Origin of the sequence: Vibrio sp. EJY3 (genome assembly GCF_000241385.1) — a bacterium.
Taxonomy (GTDB): domain Bacteria; phylum Pseudomonadota; class Gammaproteobacteria; order Enterobacterales; family Vibrionaceae; genus Vibrio; species Vibrio natriegens.
Map to the genome: position 1 here is coordinate 1,313,189 of NC_016614.1, position 19,150 is coordinate 1,332,338.

The following is a 19,150-nucleotide window of genomic DNA, read 5'->3' on the forward strand; positions in this document are numbered from 1 at the left end:
TTTTATTTATGGAAACACAAGTATCAGGTTCAAGCATGGATGCCACATATGAATTTAACCAATGGGAAAATCGTCAAAACTACTGGCATTAAGTAAAATTACTTCAATTTCTTCAGTAATCTCTTCCCGGCGTAAAATATGACATTGCTGGGTCAATTCATCCGCTTTAGTTTCAAGATGTTTAACCGCGCCTTCAAGATGCATGATTCGATTGTGATTTTCCTCTAACAGAGAGGTATACACAATTTCATGCAGAGCAGTAAAAAGAAACTGCTCTGCTACTTTGAGCAAAAAGTCTGCTGGCGGTAAGTTTAGCTCCGGAGGGTACTGAAAATTAGCGGGTTGTTGATCCTTCTGCTGAAACGGCGGCAATAGTTTTTTTGTGATAATCCCCTGTTCGCCACTGTGGTAAACGCTGTATAAGCCCATCAACGGCTGTTCCCTCTGGATCTTTGTCAGTACCTGAACGGTTTGTTCGAGAACGTTAGGCACCTCTTCGACAACATTTGGCCCTTCAATCTGCGCATATACATGACCATCGTATTGCATTAAGTTATAGAGCTTGCGGCCAACCGTAATTAAAGTGGGCTTTACATTGGAAGGAATCGTTAAGACCTGCTCAATATAGTTCACCAGTTCCTGATTGAAGTCACCACAGAACCCGCGTTCAGATCCAATTAAAAGATAAACAGGGAAGACTTCAGACTCTTTTAGTTGGGCTCCGGGATAAAAACTGAGAAAATCGTTAGCTGCTGAACTGATGGTATCCAGCGCTCGATGTTGAGTATCAAGGAATGCACCCAACTTATGCGTTTCCATGTAAGCTAACATTTTCATCGCATCTAAGATTTTTATAATTTCGTTCAGACTATGATGGTGATTGTCCAGATCGAGGCGTCGGCTCATCACTTACTGCCCTGTATGTTGTTAGGTGATAACCATTTAGCGACCGCTACACTCCATTCATCTTTGGGGCTATCAAGGGTTAAGCTGGAAGATTTCACCTCCTGCTCTAGAAGTTTGAGACGCGACGACACTTCTTTTCGTTCGCAGTCCTTGAAATGTCCATCATTAAAAGCGACAAGCCATGCCAGTTGAAAAGTCTCGTGAAGCGGAGAAAATTGCTCTTGCTTGAGAATCTCCCTTAATACCAGACCACGTTGAATCGCTTGCTCCATAGAAGCTTCAAGACGGGCACCAAAGCGGGTGAAACTCTCCAGGTCGAGAAACTGAAGATAGTGTAATTTCATACTTCCGGCTTCTTCCTTGATTCTGGGATGTTGCGCTTGTCCGCCGATACGAGAAACAGAACGCGCAATATCAATGGCCGGACGAAAACCTGCCGAAAACAACCCTCGTTCCAGATAGATTTGCCCGTCAGTAATGGATATTAAGTTGGTTGGAATATAATCGGCGATTTCTCCCTGTTTAGTTTCAACGATTGGTAACGCCGTCATGCTACCACCACCATGAGGCGGGCTCAGACAGGTAGTCCGTTCCAATAACCCAGCATGGACTGAAAAAATATCACCAGGATAAGCTTCCCGCCCTGGGGGGCGACGCAGAAGCAATGACAGTTCTCGGTAGATTTTGGCATGCGTACTGAGATCATCATAGACAACAAGAATATCGTGCCCCTGTTGCATCCAATACTCAGCGATAGCACAGCCGGCAAAAGGCGCTATATGCTGTAATCCCGGCAAGCTACTCGCTTCCGCGACAACGACAGTGGTGTATTCAAGCGCACCAAACTCTCGTAATATCTCAATCGTCTTAATGACCGTAGAGCGCCTTTGCCCAATGAGCACATAAACACACCGCACATTTCTGCCTCGTTGGTTAATCACGGTATCAAGTGCCAGAGCACTACGCCCTAGGCCTTCGTCACCAATAAGCAACTGTCTCTGCCCTTTACCTATCGGGATTAGGGTATCGATGATCTTGATGCCCGTATACAAAGGCGCATTAACAAAATCACGGCTAATTATCGGCGGTGACAATGTATCGAGACGCATCCACGCTGATGGGATTGGGGCCGCTTCCCCATCATGTGGACTGCCCAGCGGATCAATAACCCGGCCAAGCAAATTGTCACCCACTGGGACACTTAAAGAATGACTGGAATGATGTACGGAGGTTCCGGCTGTCAATAAGCTGGTTTCATGCAAGAGCACCGCACTGACCAGCTCTTCCGTCAGGTCAAACACCATTGCCTGACTGCCATCCTCCATGGTTAAAATATCGTTCATCGCCGCCGAAGGAAGCCCTGAAATCCTGGCAATGCCATCCCCGATGGACAACACGACGCCCCGCTCTTCAAGGCGTAACCCCGGTTTATAGTCCTTAAGCCACATAGCCTGCTGGGTCAACGGGCTATTGAGTTTGTCTTCATCGGGTAACATAAGCAAACTCCATAAACCCTTTTAAATCATCTCTTATATTGGCACGCAAACACCAGGCACCTATTGTGATAAACAACCCAGCGATCAACTCAGGGTTTTCATCATATTGGACAGGGATGGATAATTGGCTGACGGTCTTCAGGGCGCTTTCCAGCTCTAACCGTTTTTGTTCAGGTATTGGATAAGCGCTGCTTACCTCAATAACTTCAGGCATGACTCCCCATTGATGTAACAAACTGGCCGCTTGCTCCTCAGAAAGGGAAGATAAATCCTCCAACAGAATATCCAGCAACCTAGCCTCCAGATCCGGTCCAGAAGCCCTGCTCAGCAGAGAAGCAGCAAATTGAGCGCTCTGGTGTAACGCCTGTTGTTCACTATCACGAATCGCTTCTATACGCTGGCGAGATTCAACCACCTGCGCTTTTTTCTTTTCCTGCTCTAGAGACTGCTTCAATAAATCTAACTGGGATGCCCGCTCTGCATCAATTTCCCGGCGCAGTGCCTCTCTTGCCTGCTGACACTGATGCTCCCAATTAACCAGGCGATTTTCATATTCATCTTTCAGTGCAGCCGATTCATCATTCAGCCGCTGGGATTCAAGCAACTGTTTATCAATATCCGCCTGGCGCTGACTAACCACCGCCTTTACCGGCTTAAACAGAAAGCGTTTGAGAATCCAGATCAACACCAAAAAATTGATGATTTCCAGAACAAAAGTAGTCCAGCTAAACTCCACAGTAATTGCTCCTCAACGTGGGTGATAAACCATCATAGAGTGGCTAGCAGACGCTATTTGATAAGGTATTCAAGCAATGGGTTACGGAAAAGCACAATCAACACAATAACGAGTACATAAATGGCCAGTGACTCTATCATTGCCAACCCGATAAAAAGCGTCCGCATAATTGACTTTTCAGCCTCAGGCTGACGTGCCAAAGCATCCATCGCCCGGCTCACAGCCCACCCCATGGCTATCGCTGGAGCGAGAACACCAATAGAAATACCGATAATGGCAACAGCGGTTGAAGTCAGAACAAAGGTTGATAACTCATTCATGAGTGGCTCCTTCTTGTTGCTGTTGTTGATATTGTAGGCTACCTGCTATGTAAATGAGGGCTAACATGCCGAAGATATAAGCCTGAACTAAGGCTTCTATGACATGGAGCATTAAAATTGGCACCGGCGCCAGAAATCCTGCGACTAACAAAAATAGCAAGGCTGCCATTTCCAGGCTCATCATGTTGCCAAATAATCTCACCGCTAAAGCAACCGTACGGGTTATTTCCCCGATAATGTGGAACGGTAATAGAATCGGGCTGGGTTTTAAATAATGGCTTAAGTAAAGCTTTATTCCTTGCAGGCGAATGCCGAACCAGTGTGTCGAAAGGAAAACAATAATTGCCAGCGCAGAGGTAGCAGATAAGTCTCGAGTTGGGGAATGAACGCCCGGAATAAGCCCGCAAAGGTTGGCGATAATAAGAAATATCCATAGGCTGCCAATAAATGGCATCAGGCTTTTTACATGCTGGGGAGCGACTTCTCTAATCACATTTTCAATACTGGCAATCATGCCCTCTACCGCAGTCTGTACCAGCCCGGGTTTGATAGATAACTTCTGAGACAAAATCCAGGCAAATAGCCCGAGTGCGCCAATGATTCCCCATGTTGTGACTACCGTATTATCTATCATAATGACCGTCCCACTGAGTCGGTTTACTTAATCTCAGTTAAAACCCATAGCACTATTGCCGTATTAAAAGGTAGACATTGATCATCCCAACGATCACGCCAAGCAAGATAAAACTTATTGTCCAGCGAACCGAATATCCCTCTATCATGCTGTCTATCCAATGCCCAAGGTAAGCGCCTCCCACAATGGGTAACGCAAGCAATAGCCCCAGGGTTCCAAGATAAATAGTTTGGCCGATAAGGGTATGTCGTTCGCGCTCAGCCCTCTTCATACGATCAACCTGACGCTCAGTTTTCTTTTTTAAATCATCAAGTTTACGCATGGCACTAAAGTGTCTCTCTTTTGCCTATTTTCCACAGCTGCATAAATACCTCTTCTTCCATGTGGCGTAGGCTCTGTTTAAACGTCTGTGATTTTTCTTCTTCTATCACTAATTGTTGCTCCAGTGCCTGGCTAATACGGCTATAGTCATCATCGAGCAAAAAGCGGTAAGTACATAATGTCAGGTGATTATTTTTAAAATAGAGCACCCCACCAGCCGCTGCCAGGTATTTCCAGTCACTATCCCCCGTGCGGTACTTCGCAATTCCCGTAGACAGAACCGTCATAAAACGACTGTGATTCGCCAACAATCCGAAGCTACCCGTTTGGTCCTCGCCAATAAACGAAGTGACACCCTCAATCTCTGTAGAGTGTGTTGCATCCAACAGGCTGATCACAAAATTTTTCATCGTAGCTGGCTCTCCATACTTCCCTGCATATAGCAGCGCTCTTCCGGAATTTCGTCGAAATGACCAAGCAGAAAATGTTCACAGTCATTTAGCGCAGTTTCCAGCGGAACGGACACTCCCGGCATCCCGGTATGTGCTGCTGTTGTACAAAATGGCTGGGTCAGATAACGCTGAAGTTTGCGGGCACGCATGATGATGGTGCGGTCAGCCTGAGACAACTCACCGACTCCTAACATGGTGATAATATCTTCCAGCTCATGGTAACGAGCTAAATGTTCCCGGACACCTTCAGCAATACTGTAGTGACGCTCGCCCAATGTATGGCGATCCATAAGCTTATTGCTGGACTGCAACACATCGACCGCGGGGTAAATCCCTTTACCAGCTTGTGCCCGGGATAACATTACCGTGCTATCAAGATGACTAAGAATGGTACTGACCGCAGGATCAGTCATATCGTCAGCAGGAACATAAACCGCCTGTACTGAAGTGATGGTGCCATTTTTGGTTGAAAGAATACGATCCTGAATCTCTGCGATATCTGTCGACAGTGTCGGTTGATAGCCTACCGTAGCTGGCATCCGTCCGAGCAAACTAGATACTTCACTGCCCGCCTGCACGAAGCGGAATATATTATCCATGACGAACAGAACATCTTTTTTCAGAGTATCGCGCAGGTATTCCGCATAGGTCAGAGCCGATAGTCCTATCCGAAAACGAACGCCCGGCGACTCGTCCATTTGCCCGAACACCATTAATGTCTGTGGCAGTACCCCTGCATCTCGGATAGCGTGCCAAAGTTCATGACCTTCGCGTATGCGTTCACCAATTCCGGAAAAAACCGACACCCCCTGATGTAATGAAGCCATCGCGTGCATGAACTCCATAATTAACACCGTTTTACCAACCCCTGCACCACCGAGTAATCCTGTTTTTGCTCCTTCAATGAAAGGACAGAGAAGATCGATAACTTTAATACCCGTTTCTAATACGTTTCCGGCACCGACAGATTCATGAATCGGGACTGGCGCACTGTGAACATTGCGAAACATTGACGTATTCAGTCTGCTCCCGCCATCCAATGGCTCACCAAAGATATTGAGCAAACGACCGAGACAATCCGGCGTGACCGGAACATGAAGTGAAGCCCCGGTATCATAAACGGTGAGCCCACGATGCAAGGAGGAGGTTTTGTGGAGAATAATGGCGCGGATATGCCGCTTATCAAGATGTTGATGAACCTCAAACAGATAGGTTTCATTATCGACATTAGCACATAAAGCCTGATGCAAGGGAGGCAAGGAATCACAGTCAATTACGGTTACCGGGCCATGTATTTCAGTAATGACACCAACCGGGACTTGTTTCCTTCCTAACTCCATTATTTACACCCCTGCAAAGGCATATCTGCTTTTTAGCAATTTTATTAACGGAAGAGCACCAACTTCTGTTTTTTAGTGTAGCTTATAAGTAGTTACGTTGAGTGAGCGTGAATTGAAGTTTTAGGCAAACAATAGCGAATATTGAACAATTCGATGTTGGCTATTGCGTGCCATAATTACCCCACCCCGTGATAAGGGAAATGCATGAGCTCCACTGATTTTAAAGGATTAAGCACCAATAGAGTTCATTGTCTTACGTCCAATCAGCGCAATGGAGATATTCTACAATGGAATATACAACATTAAGTAACAACCTAGAGATGCCAATGGCAGGCTTTGGTGTTTTTCAGGTTACCGATAAAGAAGAATGCAAACAGTCAGTACTCAGTGCTATCCGTGCTGGCTATCGCCTCATTGATACTGCCGCAGTCTACGGTAATGAAGATGCCGTCGGTGAAGCTGTCCGTGAAGCCATTGAAGAAGGCATTTGTACGCGCGAAGATCTATTTATCACGTCAAAGTTATGGGTTCAGGACATGGCAAATTACGATACCGCTAAAGCAGGTATCGAAGCGTCACTGGAAAAATCTGGTCTAGAGTATTTCGATTTGTATCTACTACACCAGGCAATGCGTGACTACTTTAGCGCTTGGCGTGCGATGGAAGATGCTTACGAAGAAGGCAAGCTCAAAGCGATTGGCGTATCTAACTTCTACGCACATGTATTGGCGAATTTCTGTGAAACAGTGAAAATTAAGCCAATGGTAAACCAGATTGAGCTGCACCCATATCATGCTCAGCCGGCCGCGCTAGAAACAATGAAGCATTACGGCGTTCAGCCTGAAGCATGGGCACCATTGGGTGGTGGTCGTCATAAACCGTTTGAAGACGAGATGCTAAAAGGCATTGCAGAAGCACATGGAAAAACAGTGGCTCAGGTTATTCTGCGCTGGAATTTACAACGTGGTGTTACCGTTATTCCTAAGTCAGTAAAACAAGCACGTATTGAAGAAAACTTCGATATTTGGGATTTCACTCTTTCAGATGAAGAGATGGAGAAAATCAGCAGCCTTGATTTAGGTTACGTTGGCGATGCAGTTAAGCACTTCAACCCTGATTTTGTACGTGGCTGTCTCGGCGTGAAAATCCACGACTAAAAACACGGTTCCGGCGAGAAGAAAACAGAAACACCGTTGGTTAGTGTGTATCAGAAGATTCTCGTCGGTGCCGTACCCCAATAAAAAATCCCTCTGAACATAAGAGGGATTTTTTGTTTTTGGGATGATGCTGTGAGTTCTTTCGCTTGCAGCAACACTAAATACGAAATAGTCGGCAAGGTTTTTATTTACTGGTTCAGATGGAAGTTTTGACGTTTCAACTCATGCTTAAGATTAGCTTTACGTCGGTATAGGAGTAGGTATTACCCACTACGACTTATAGTAGATAATATCGACTCCCCTTCAGCGATTAATGTGAGCAAAACCGCTCAGCGCTATACTGCTTTGTTCAGAATACTGAACTTGTCCTCATGCTTTCAAGATTTGCACAAGAAGCGAAGATTTGTCTCATCGAGGTAGTTGTTGAGCGCCCCATCGAACGACATTTTCGATATCTGGTAACAAAATACCTTTTTCCTCAATACAGAATAACAGCTTCGAGAATCGGTCACGCTGAGAGCTGTCGACCGTTTGTAACCACTCATCAATACTGCTTTTTACGCTATCCACATCTGCACTTGGGCATTCAATGCCAAGCTGGCTAAGATCAGTAATAAAGTCATCCATATCTACAAGATCTACGTGCATCATAACTACTTACTCCTACCAAATAAGAGGGGATTCCTTCCCCCCAACAAGCCTACAATAGACGATTAAAAAATAGGCTGTGATCTATTTTTATGTCACACAGCCAAAAATGTTAGTTGCGTAGCATTTATGCTTTACGGTAAAGGTGAATCTCAGTTTTTAACCCTTTGTACAAGCTCCAGCACATCAGTACCAAAACAAGTGTGAAAGGCAGACCAGTCGTTATCGCGCCAGCTTGCAATGCTGTCAGTGCTTCCGAACCACCACCAAGTAGCAGTGCTATCGCGATGAAACCTTCTACAATAGCCCAGAACACACGCTGACCTACTGGCACATCTTCTTTACCACCCGCGGTGATACTGTCGATTACAAGTGAACCCGAGTCAGAAGACGTTACAAAGAAGACCAGTACAAGTAAGATACCAACAACGGATAGCAACGTAGAAAATGGCAAATTCTCAAACATTTGGAACATCGCCAGAGACACATCGCTGATACCATTTGCTAGCTCACCGACACCTGTCGTAGCCTGTTCTATTGCCGTTCCGCCCATGACACTTAACCAAACCATAGTGACTAATGTTGGGATAAGTAATACAGCCGTCACGAACTCGCGAACTGTACGTCCTTTAGAAACTCGAGCAATAAACATACCTACGAATGGTGACCAAGATACCCACCACGCCCAGTAGAACACAGTCCAACCATGGAACCAGTCTGAATCTTCACGTCCGATCCAATTAGAAAGCGGCACAAAGTTATCAACATAGCCCAGCGTGATATCACCAAATGTATGCAAAATAGATAGCGTCGGTCCAATCACAACAAGTAACGCAACTAAACCTGCCGCGATTAGCATATTGATGTTACTCAATATCTTAACACCGCCATCTAGTCCTCGTGCCACTGAGATGACAGCAATGCCGGTAACCACAACCACAAATGCTATTTGAGTTGAAATACCGCTTGAGACACCAAACAGATGGCTAAGACCACCAGCGGCTTGTTGAGCGCCGAAGCCAAGAGAAGTTGCAAGACCAAAGATGGTTGCCAGAACGGCGAGAATATCGATGAAGTTACCAATTGGACCCCAGCAACGCTCACCTAAAATTGGGAAAAATGCAGAACGGATAGTAAGTGGCAAGCCTTTATTATGTGCAAAAAAAGCCAAAGCCAGGCCAACTACGGCATAGATCGCCCAAGGGTGTAAACCCCAGTGGTAAATCGTCGCACTTAGCGCCATTTGTTTTGCTTCTTCGGTATTGGCTGCCACGTTAAGTGGCGTTCCGTACCAGTCGGTGTAATACGCGACAGGTTCAGCAACGCTCCAGAACATCAGCCCTATCCCCATACCCGCAGCAAATAACATGCTAAACCAAGATACCGTAGAGAATTCCGGTGTGGCGTTTGCGCCTCCCAAACGAATTTTGCCCATTGGAGAAACAAGCAAAAATAAGCAAAACACTACAAACAAGTTACACCCGACCATGAAAAACCAGTCAAAATTGTTGATAGACCAGCTCCGTGCGGCAATAAGCGCGTCTTTTGCTCCTTCAGGAAAAATTAACGTCAAAATGATGAACAATAAAATTAAGCTAGCGCTGATACCAAACACGGGGTTATGGATATCCATGCCAAAGATTTTGACATTGTCTTGCCCAGCACAATAATCCGTTTCGTATTTAACGGTATGAACGGATTTATATCTTCTTCGACTACTCACTATGCTTTTCATGCGATCCCTCTTTAGTGATTAACATATATTGAACAGTATTCAGTAATTCCTTTCCCTGAATCGTTCTTCGTCGTAAGTCATACCTAGTTGGATAAGTAATTGTTCAAGTACTTATTAACGTTGGTATTAACCACGTAGGTACCGAACTTTTCTTCTAATTGTCGGTACCGTTAACGTGGATATATTCCTTAGATGAACCTAATTGGGTTCAATAAGTTGAATTCCTAACAAGTCAATTTTTAGTTATTTATTTACCACTCCTTCTTCAAGCAGTAAGTCATAGACTACCTGAGCCATTTCACTAACAGGCTGGTCTTTAAGGACTTTACCGCCTGTCGATTCTGCTTTTGCTGTCGCTGCTTTAAAACGGTCAGCCGCACTTTTAGCTTTCACGACTTTCAAACGCTTCGCTTTTGGCTTCGCGATACTTGTTTCCCAAGTTAGTCGCTCTTTATCCAGTTGCTTGCCTTCCACCTCTTCCGTGACAATGTCACATCGACGAGCTCGGCCAAATGCACTTTGTCGTGGTTCTTGCGCAGCAAAGTCCACACTAGCGATAAATGGCAGAGATACGTTTAGCGCTCGACGCTGTCCCCTTGGTAGCGCTTGTAATACTCGCGCTGTACCATTTTCGATGGATAGAATTTCCGCGACGCCCATAACAATCGGACAATCCAACTCTTGAGCAAGAAAGAAAGGTAGCGTGCCTGAAGATTCGCCATTTTCCGCACGCATTCCTGTCAGAACGATGTCGGGCATGTCATCTCGAAAGTACGAAGACAAAGTGTTAACCGCATCGTCCTGTTCGTCCTGAGCCAGAACGCGAATTTGAGAAAGTCCCATCCCGCTGTAGTACGACAGTGCTGGATCCTGAGGGTTGCCTGCGTGAAGTACCTCTAACTCACAACCTTCTAAGTTCATCGCCAGTTCAACAGCACGTGCATCGGTCGCTGAACGGCGCGCACGTCCCGTATCAGGGTGGGCACCAATGGAGACTAACGTACTGACACGCAGTGTATCGGTTTGATTATGCGGCATCCTTCAGCTCCTTTGATTGATGTTGTTGAATAAGAGAAACCAACTCTCTTAAAAACTCATTACTATCAGCAATCACACTCAGATCCGCGCGCTTGACCATGTCACAACCCGCATCTGTGTTTACGGCGATGACTTTTTCACAAGCACCAATACCTTGCAGGTGTTGAATTGCCCCTGAGATACCAACAGCCACATAGACTCGAGCGGTCACCCAGCTACCGGTAGCACCAACCTGACGGTCACGAGGCATAAAGCCATCATCGACGGCTACGCGGCTCGCGCCTTCGGTTGCACCCAGAACATTCGCTGCTTCGTGAAATTTCTCCCAATCATGGATGCCGTTACCTGCAGACAGAATGAATTCAGCCTCGGTAAGTGGAATCGCCTGAGGATCCACCGCGACTGGACCAAGATCTTCGATGCGAGATTCAATGCTGAATGTGCCTTCAAATTCAACCGGCAGCACTTCGTGTCGGGTTTCATCAATTGGTAGCGCACATTCTTGAGCCAGCAGAAGCACTCGAGGTGTCACACGTTTGATGTCGTGACGAAGCCCTGCTGCTCGACATACTGCATGCTCACTATCGACTTGCCACGCTTGTGTTGCAGGACGTTCATTAATCGCCGCAGACAAGCGCGCACCAAGTTCAAATCCACCTTGAATGCTATCCGGGAATAGCCAGTGCTTAGGCGAATATTGGGCTTCGATACTCGCCAGAACCTCAGCTCGCTGTTCTGGGCTGTAGTGATCAAACACTTCATCCGGAATCGTTAGCAATCGGTCGACGCCTGCAAGATCAAACTGCTCTTCTTTGTGGGTGCCGAATACCACAGCCATCACTGCGCCCTCACCGTCAGACTGTTTAATCAGCTGATGGGCTTGGCCAAGAACGTCTTTATCATGGCTGCTCAAGCGACCACCTGGCATATCTGGCACAACCACAATGTAAAAGTCTGGAGACTCAACCTTGTGCAACGGCAGCTCGACACTTGCTTGGCTGCTTTGGCGAGCACCCATCATCGAGGTTGCGGCATTATTGTTCAGACGATCGATGCGCTTAATGCCGTTCGGTCCAATAAAACCAACTCGATGTGGATAACGCCTAGTTAAGCCGCTTGGTCCAATCTCTTCAACTGGCTGTACCATCAAGCTATCATGCTGTGGGTGCAGCCTGTTTCGTCTAATCCACTCGACACGAGGGTCACGGCGTAAAATAAATTCTCCCATGATCTTCTCCTACACACCGACGGTTTCAGATTCTGGTGTCCATACGTCCACCTGATCATCGCTAATCTCAACCAGCATCTCAGCAACAAGTTCAGCAATGTCTTTCACTTCAGGTCTTGGCTCAACAACACCTTCAAGCATCGCAGTACATTGCTGACAACCTACCGCCACAAGATCGGCACCTGTTTCACGGATGTCGTCCATACGCATATCCGCAATACGACGTTCGCCAGGGATATCGGTAATCGGAGCCGCACCCCCCCCGCCACAACAACGTGAGCGGAAACCAGAACGTTCCATTTCAGCAATTTCAACACCGAGGTGTTTTAGCACCGAACGAGGCGCTTCATATTCGCCGTTGTAACGACCTAAGTAACAAGGGTCATGGTAGGTAACTTTATCGACTGACAATGGTTTAAGACCGATTAACCCCTTTTCAACCAATTGGTTAATGAAGGTTGTATGGTGCCAAACCTGGTAGTTTGGTTTTTCATTCTCTGGATAGAAGTCCGGGTATTCGTTCTTCAAACAGTGGAATGCGTGAGGGTCTGTTGTCACGATGCAGTCAAAGTCGTACTTCATCAGCGTTTGGATGTTACGTTTTGCTAAACGCTGATAAGTTACGTCGTCACCTAATCGGCGCGCAACGTCACCACAATCCAGTTCTTCATCGCCCAGGATAGCTACATCAATCTTGGCTGCTTTGAGAATTTGCACCATCGACTTAAGAATGCGTTGGCTACGCATATCAAACGCACCGTCAGACACCCAGAACAACACATCTGCACGTTTGACTTCAGACATCAGTTTGAGATCTTGGTCTGCTGCCCAGTTAGAACGTTTGTTCGGGTTATGACCATTCGGATTATCAGTGAAGATGATATTTTCCAGTACTTCCGCACCTTTGTTTGGTGTTTCGCCTTTTTCAAGCGTTAAGAAGCGGCGCATATCAACAATCGCATCCACGTGTTCGATCATCATCGGACACTCTTCTACACAAGCGCGGCAAGTTGTACATGACCATAGTGTTTCTGCGTTTAGAACACCGCCCACGATTGGTTTGTGCGGGTCACCTTTTGCACAACCAGTTTCTTTGCCTGGATATGGGCTACCAGCGTACTTTTCATCCGTACCACCAGCCAGTCCCACAACCATGTCCTGGATAAGCTTCTTAGGGTTAAGAGGCTGACCCGCAGCAAATGCCGGACACACCGCTTCACAACGGCCACACTGAACACAAGCATCAAAGCCTAGCAGCTGATTCCATTTAAAATCACTTGGGTTTTCGACGCCTAGTTTTTTAGCATCAAGATCTACTGGCTTTAAGCCTGTCGAACGACCGCCACCAAAACGCTCAGGACGACGGTGAAATGCTAAGTGCAATGCACCGGCAAACGCGTGCTTCATTGGTCCGCCCCAGCCCATACCGAGGAACATCTCACCGACGCCCCATACGATAGCAGCAAGGAGAACAACGGCAGCAACCACGTTAAACACATCGCCAACCAACTGAGTAGCAGGCAGTGTCACGATGAAGAAGCTCACCGAGAACATGATCAAGCTTTTCGGCAACCGCATCCAAGGGCCTTTAGACAAGCGCGATGGCGGGTTTAGTCGACGTTTTGCGACAAACAATGCGCCGCAAAACATTAAGCCAAGTGAGCCAAGCAGTACCCAAGATAAGATTTGCGGCTCCAGGTTAAACACGTGAACCGCGAAAATAAGTACAACGGAAAGGACAAAACCACCTGCCGTTGCAACGTGAGTGTTAGACATCACTTTGTCGCGCGCTACCACGTGGTGCAGGTCCACGAGGTAACGACGAGGCATGGCTGCTAACCCTGCAAAAAAGGCAACACTTTCGGCTTGCCCTCTCCGCCACATCATAATGCGGCGGAGCATCCCTATAACAGCCAGGGCTCCGGCTGTTATAAGTAAGATAGGAAGTAGTGACTCTAGGAACATAAGCCCCCCTTACAGATCTTTACACAGACGTAGTGCGTCGTAGAGTGCAGCGTGAGTATTACGTTGTGAAACACAGTCACCCAAACGCCACAGGATCATGCCGTCGTTGTCTTGAGATAAGACTGGCTGAGCCTGTGATGCAAACAAGGTTTCAACGTCAATTTGGCCTTTGTTTACAGACTCTGCTTTCAACTCGTAGTAAAGCGCTTCATTTGGACGAATGCCGTTTTCTACTACCACTTGGTCAACAACGCGTTCTTCTTTCGCACCCGTGTATTCGTTCTCTAGCAGAGCGATCAGGTTGTCACCTTCACGGTATACTTTCAGCAGTGCCAGATCCGAAGTCATGATGACTTCTTTCTCATACAGACTACGGTAGTAAGTTGGGAAAGTCGTACCGCCGATACCAACACCTGGTTTAATATCATCAGTAACAAGTTCAACTTGTGAGCCTTTAGAAGTCAGGTAATCTGCCGCCGACATACCAGAGAATTCACAGATAGTGTCGTAAACCAGAACATTCTTACCTGGTTCCACTGTGCCGTTGAGGATATCCCAAGAAGACACAACCAACCCTTCTTCTGCGCCCCAGTCAGGGTTCTGCTCGATAAATGGAGTACCACCAGTTGCAAGGATACAAACGTCAGGTTTAAGTTCACGAATCATGTCTGCGTTAGCAGCTGTCTCTAGAATAACTTCAACGCCAAGACGGTCTAATTCCATTGCCAACCAGCGTGTGATACCCGCCATCTGGTCACGTTGAGGTGCTTTCGCTGCGATGGTGATTTGTCCACCTAGCTCACTCGCTTTTTCAACCAACGTTACTTTGTGACCACGTTCTGCTGCAACGCGAGCTGCTTCCATACCACCAGGGCCACCACCAATTACGACAACTTTACGAATAGGTCCGGTTGTTTTTTCAATGATATGTGGCATACCCATGTGCTCACGGGATGTCGCCGCGTTTTGGATACACAATACATCCAGACCCATGTACTGACGGTCGATACAGTAGTTTGCGCCAACACATTGACGAATTTGGTCGGTTTGACCCAGTTTGATTTTGGTGATCAAGTGTGGATCCGCAATGTGCGCACGAGTCATACCAACAAAATCAACGTAACCCGCTTCAAGGATACGCTTAGCCTGGTTTGGATCTTTGATGTTTTGCGCGTGGATAACAGGTACAGAAACCACTTCTTTAATACCAGCTGCCAAGTGCAGGAATGGCTCTGGCGGGTAGCTCATGTTAGGAATAACGTTTGCTAGTGTGTTGTGGGTATCACAACCAGAACCAACAACGCCGAAGTAATCAACCATCTTAGTTGCATCGTAGTACGCCGCGATTTCTTTCATGTCGTCATGGTTCAAGCCATCAGGATGGAACTCATCACCCGTAATACGCATACCAACAACAAAGTCAGGACCAACCGCTTCACGTACCGCTTTCAGTACTTCCATACCAAAGCGCATGCGGTTTTCAAACGTTCCGCCCCACTGGTCAGTACGTTTGTTAACACGTGGAGACCAGAATTGGTCGATCATGTGCTGGTGAACAGCAGACAGTTCAACGCCGTCTAAGCCACCTTCTTTCGCACGAACGGCTGCTTTCGCGAAGTCGTCGATGATGCGCCAGATTTCTTCTTCTTCAATGGTCTTACATGTTGCGCGGTGCACTGGCTCACGTACGCCAGACGGAGACATTAGGTTTGGCCAATGCTCACCATCCCAACGAGAACGACGTCCCATGTGAGTAATCTGGATCATGATTTTGCCGCCATGCTTATGCACAGCATCGGCTAGATTCTGGAAATGAGGAATGATGCGATCGGTTGAAAGGTTAACTGAGCTCCACCAGCTTTGTGGGCTATCAATTGAAACCACACTTGAACCACCACAGATACACAGACCACAGCCACCTTTGGCTTTTTCTTCGTAGTATTTTACGTAGCGGTCGGTCGTCATACCACCGTCTGTGGCATAAACTTCTGCGTGCGCGGTACTAACAACGCGGTTACGGATGGTCGTTTTGTTAATTTTTAATGGTTGGAATAGAATATCGAACTGAGACATGATTTACCCCTGTACCAGCCTCGCTTGCGAACAAGCAAGGCTGTCTTCCTTGACTGACTTACAAATGGATTGATGTTGGTGTTTAGCCGATTGGTGTTACTTCGAAGACGCCGTAATCACACCCTTCCTCAGCACCACTTTGTGTTTGTACTGCTTTGGTTTTCACTGACAAGCCCAGGCTCTCAGCGATTTGGTCGATTGCGCCAGCGAACCAGCCTGTAAACATGTAATCCACTTTGCGGTTAACTTTTCCGTACTGGTATACGAAACATGAATTTTCCAAACGAACTCGAGCTTCGCCTTTAGCAATATTAAGGTGCTCAGTGACAAAGAAACCCCAGCCACGTTGAGATAGGCGCTTCATGTAGTGTTCAAATACGGCATCGCCAGAAAGGCCGTGTTCTTCGGCTTCTTTCTCACACCAGTAGTAAGCGGACTTGTAGCCAGCTTTGTATAGAATGTCTGCGTAACGCTCCGCACCGATCTCTTCTTCAATACCCATATGGTTATTTACAAAAAAGTGACGCGGTACATACAACATTGGTAAGGCATCCGTTGTCCAAACCCCTGTTTCGTCATCGACCAAGATTGGCATTTCAGGTGCGTGTGTACTCATATCGTATTCTTCCTTTTATACAATTAACTAACTCGTTATATATTTATATTTTTATGGTGAAACACTGTGGTTATTCACCCCAGACTTCGCCTAGTACGCGAAGCCAGTTTTCGCCCATGATCTTGCGAACTTGAGTTTCAGAGAAACCGTGACGCAACAGCGCTTCTGTTAAATTAGGGAACTCACCTAAAGTACGAATGCCTTCAGGGTTAATGATTTCGCCAAAGTTGGTTAGTCGGCGCGCGTAACCTTTGTCATGCGTTAACCACTCGAAGAAAGGCTGACCGTGACCTTGAGTGAAATCAGTACCGATACCGATTTGGTCTTCACCAACCAGGTCAAAGATGTAAGCGATCGCTTCAACGTAGTCATCAATCGTTGAATGAATGCCGTTTTTAAGAAAAGGTGCGAACATCGTTACACCGACGAAACCACCATGGTCTGCAATAAATCTCAGTTCTTCATCTGACTTATTGCGCGGGTGATCTTTTAAACCACTAGGCAGACAGTGTGAGTAACAAACTGGTTTTTCAGAAGCCAGAATTACTTCTTTGGAAGTCTTAGCGCCCACATGCGATAGGTCACACATGATGCCCACTTTGTTCATTTCCGCGACAATCTCGTGGCCGAAACCAGACAAGCCACCGTCGCGCTCATAACAACCGGTACCAACCAGGTTTTGTGTGTTGTAACACATCTGAACGACGCCGACGCCAAGGTCTTTAAAGACTTGCACATAGCCAAGCTGGTCTTCAAAAGCATGAGCATTTTGAAAGCCCATTATGACGCCAGTTTTACCCTGTTGCTTAGCTTTACGGATGTCATCGGTGGTGCGAACTTTAAGCACCAAATCATTGTTTTCCTCAAGAAGGTTATTCATTTCAACGATATTGTTTACCGTATTCTGAAAGCCTTCCCAAACTGAAACTGTACAGTTTGCAGCAGTGATGCCGCCTTTGCGCATGTCTTCAAACAGTGCTCGGTCCCACTTCGCGATAACCAGGCCATCAATCACTGTTGAATCATCATGCAAGTCCGTTGCGTTCATTTTTAAACCCTATTCTTCCCTTTCCTCGTTAGTCTCCAGAATAGGTATTACGGTCGATTAAAAGTGTTCTAAAAACGGCATTCTGAATCCCTTTTGCGTAACGCTAAGCGACAAAATGAAAACAAAAAAAACCGCCATCCTGCTGGATGGCGGTTTTTTTTAGAACAAGCGGATTAGATGGAGATTGAGCCGTAGGTAGGCTCATGCTGCGCTTCAAATAGCGCTTTCGATGAGCGTAATGGAGCATCAAATTGCATTAAATCTACGATGGTATTCGACTCTAAAGCCGGAGGAGCGACACTCACATTAGCCACCGCTGCTGAATGTGTTCCCAACCTTTCCGCTTTCGGTGAAATACCAATGTGCACGCGGTAACACTTACTAAAGTGTGGTGAAGAAACAAAGCCACATGCAGTAGCGATCTCGATAATTGACATCGATGTTTGTCTTAGTAACTGTCTTGCGCGGTTCAGTCTTAGCTTGAGGTAGTATTTTGATGGTGAGCATTGCAAATATTTCTGGAACAGACGCTCTAATTGGCGACGGGATAAGCCGACATACACTGCCAATTCATCCAGTTCGATAGTCTCTTCTATATTCGCTTCCATTAAAATAATAGCTTCGACTAGTTTAGGCTGAGCCGTACCAATCGTATGCTTAAGCGGAATACGCTGTGTATCACTTTCACCGCGAATATTGTCGCAAATGAACATTTCTGAAATGCTTGAACCAAGTTCACGACCATAATCTTTCTGGATCATGGTAATCATCATGTCTAACGGCACAGAACCGCCACTGCATGTCATTCGATCTCGGTCAATAACGAATAAATGGTTGAGACAATTAACGCGAGGATGACGCTCCTGCAACGTAGCAAGACATTCCCAGTGCACACTGCACTGATAGCCGTCCAGCAACCCCGCTTCCGCTAACACGTAAGCCCCCGTACATACCCCACCAAGGCCAACATGTTTACGGGCTAAAGACTGTAACCACGTTACTTGTTTACGCGTAAAACTGCGTGTGATATTTACACCACCCACTACAATCAATGTATCTAATTGGGGGGCATCTGCCATTGAACAATCTGGCTTGATGGTAATACCGTCACTAGCTTCAACGTAATCACCATCTTCTGATATCACATACCAATCATACAGTTCTTTCCCTGTCAGCTGGTTTGCCATGCGCATCGGTTCCACCGCTGATGAAAACGCGAGCATAGTAAAATTATCTAACAACAAAAAACCAATACGGTTTACTTCCTTGTTCGACGAGCCATCGAACTGATTTATTGAGACTGACATAGCGCACTCCAATGTAAAGGAGATTTATTATTAACCGGTAGCACTAGCTATTTTTTGTTTTTGCTTAGCGCACCGAATCGAGCACTTTTGTCTAAGCAACAACTATGCCTGTATATCTAAATACAGTGCA

General features: G+C 46.4%; 18 protein-coding genes. 1 reads left to right on the forward strand and 17 read right to left on the reverse strand.

Annotation, left to right across the window (positions count from 1 at the left end; translation table 11 throughout):
* Window positions 1–54: 54 nt before the first annotated feature.
* Genes VEJY3_RS21710 through atpD form a run of 8 tightly spaced genes read right to left on the reverse strand, consistent with a single transcriptional unit; the run spans window position 55 to window position 6,205 of the window.
* Window positions 55–906, reverse strand: a complete 852-nt coding sequence (locus tag VEJY3_RS21710; RefSeq protein WP_014234578.1) for a F0F1 ATP synthase subunit gamma — start codon at window positions 904–906, stop codon at window positions 55–57.
* Window positions 906–2,402 (reverse strand): F0F1 ATP synthase subunit alpha, encoded by a 1,497-nt coding sequence (locus VEJY3_RS21715; RefSeq protein ID WP_014234579.1) that lies wholly within the window; start codon window positions 2,400–2,402, stop codon window positions 906–908. Before VEJY3_RS21715 ends, VEJY3_RS21710 begins: the two co-directional genes overlap by 1 nt.
* Window positions 2,389–3,138 (reverse strand): F0F1 ATP synthase subunit delta, encoded by a 750-nt coding sequence (locus VEJY3_RS21720; protein ID WP_014234580.1) that lies wholly within the window; start codon window positions 3,136–3,138, stop codon window positions 2,389–2,391. The genes VEJY3_RS21715 and VEJY3_RS21720 overlap by 14 nt, the downstream gene beginning before the upstream one ends.
* Window positions 3,139–3,191: 53 nt before the next feature.
* Window positions 3,192–3,458 (reverse strand): ATP synthase F0 subunit C, encoded by a 267-nt coding sequence (gene atpE / locus VEJY3_RS21725; protein WP_014234581.1) that lies wholly within the window; start codon window positions 3,456–3,458, stop codon window positions 3,192–3,194.
* Window positions 3,451–4,092, reverse strand: a complete 642-nt coding sequence (locus tag VEJY3_RS21730) for a F0F1 ATP synthase subunit A (protein WP_014234582.1) — start codon at window positions 4,090–4,092, stop codon at window positions 3,451–3,453. The genes atpE and VEJY3_RS21730 overlap by 8 nt, the downstream gene beginning before the upstream one ends.
* A gap of 52 nt (window positions 4,093–4,144) precedes the next feature.
* Window positions 4,145–4,414, reverse strand: coding sequence for an AtpZ/AtpI family protein (locus tag VEJY3_RS21735; protein WP_014234583.1), 270 nt, complete (start codon window positions 4,412–4,414; stop codon window positions 4,145–4,147).
* A gap of 4 nt (window positions 4,415–4,418) precedes the next feature.
* Complete coding sequence (locus tag VEJY3_RS21740; RefSeq protein ID WP_014234584.1) at window positions 4,419–4,823, reverse strand: F0F1 ATP synthase subunit epsilon; 405 nt, start codon at window positions 4,821–4,823, stop codon at window positions 4,419–4,421.
* Window positions 4,820–6,205, reverse strand: coding sequence for a F0F1 ATP synthase subunit beta (atpD, locus tag VEJY3_RS21745; protein ID WP_014234585.1), 1,386 nt, complete (start codon window positions 6,203–6,205; stop codon window positions 4,820–4,822). The genes VEJY3_RS21740 and atpD overlap by 4 nt, the downstream gene beginning before the upstream one ends.
* Before the next feature lie 287 nt (window positions 6,206–6,492).
* On the opposite strand from atpD, the gene VEJY3_RS21750 reads away from it, so the two are divergent.
* Window positions 6,493–7,362: an aldo/keto reductase gene (locus tag VEJY3_RS21750; protein ID WP_014234586.1), complete on the forward strand. Its 870-nt coding sequence runs from the start codon at window positions 6,493–6,495 to the stop codon at window positions 7,360–7,362.
* A 408-nt stretch (window positions 7,363–7,770) separates the two neighbouring features.
* Here VEJY3_RS21750 and VEJY3_RS21755 read toward each other — a convergent pair whose 3' ends face one another.
* The 9 genes from VEJY3_RS21755 to VEJY3_RS21795 form a co-directional block, all read right to left on the reverse strand.
* Window positions 7,771–8,013 carry a hypothetical protein gene (locus VEJY3_RS21755; protein WP_014234587.1) on the reverse strand — a complete coding sequence of 81 codons (243 nt, stop codon included), beginning with the start codon at window positions 8,011–8,013 and terminating at the stop codon, window positions 7,771–7,773.
* A gap of 124 nt (window positions 8,014–8,137) precedes the next feature.
* Window positions 8,138–9,745, reverse strand: coding sequence for a BCCT family transporter (locus VEJY3_RS21760; RefSeq protein ID WP_014234588.1), 1,608 nt, complete (start codon window positions 9,743–9,745; stop codon window positions 8,138–8,140).
* A gap of 243 nt (window positions 9,746–9,988) precedes the next feature.
* Entirely contained in the window at window positions 9,989–10,783 is a 795-nt protein-coding gene (locus VEJY3_RS21765; protein ID WP_014234589.1) for an electron transfer flavoprotein subunit beta, read from the reverse strand.
* The gene (locus tag VEJY3_RS21770; protein ID WP_014234590.1) at window positions 10,773–12,011 is read right to left on the reverse strand and encodes an electron transfer flavoprotein subunit alpha/FixB family protein; all 1,239 of its coding nucleotides are present in this window, start codon (window positions 12,009–12,011) and stop codon (window positions 10,773–10,775) included. The genes VEJY3_RS21765 and VEJY3_RS21770 overlap by 11 nt, the downstream gene beginning before the upstream one ends.
* A gap of 9 nt (window positions 12,012–12,020) precedes the next feature.
* Window positions 12,021–13,976, reverse strand: coding sequence for a (Fe-S)-binding protein (locus tag VEJY3_RS21775; protein WP_049794688.1), 1,956 nt, complete (start codon window positions 13,974–13,976; stop codon window positions 12,021–12,023).
* A gap of 9 nt (window positions 13,977–13,985) precedes the next feature.
* Entirely contained in the window at window positions 13,986–16,049 is a 2,064-nt protein-coding gene (gene dgcA, locus VEJY3_RS21780) for a dimethylglycine demethylation protein DgcA (RefSeq protein ID WP_014234592.1), read from the reverse strand.
* 82 nt (window positions 16,050–16,131) lie between these two features.
* Window positions 16,132–16,665 (reverse strand): DUF5943 domain-containing protein, encoded by a 534-nt coding sequence (locus VEJY3_RS21785; protein WP_014234593.1) that lies wholly within the window; start codon window positions 16,663–16,665, stop codon window positions 16,132–16,134.
* Window positions 16,666–16,735: 70 nt separating this feature from the next.
* Window positions 16,736–17,713 (reverse strand): dipeptidase, encoded by a 978-nt coding sequence (locus tag VEJY3_RS21790; RefSeq protein WP_014234594.1) that lies wholly within the window; start codon window positions 17,711–17,713, stop codon window positions 16,736–16,738.
* A gap of 173 nt (window positions 17,714–17,886) precedes the next feature.
* Window positions 17,887–19,020 (reverse strand): GlxA family transcriptional regulator, encoded by a 1,134-nt coding sequence (locus tag VEJY3_RS21795; protein WP_014234595.1) that lies wholly within the window; start codon window positions 19,018–19,020, stop codon window positions 17,887–17,889.
* Window positions 19,021–19,150: the final 130 nt, after the last annotated feature.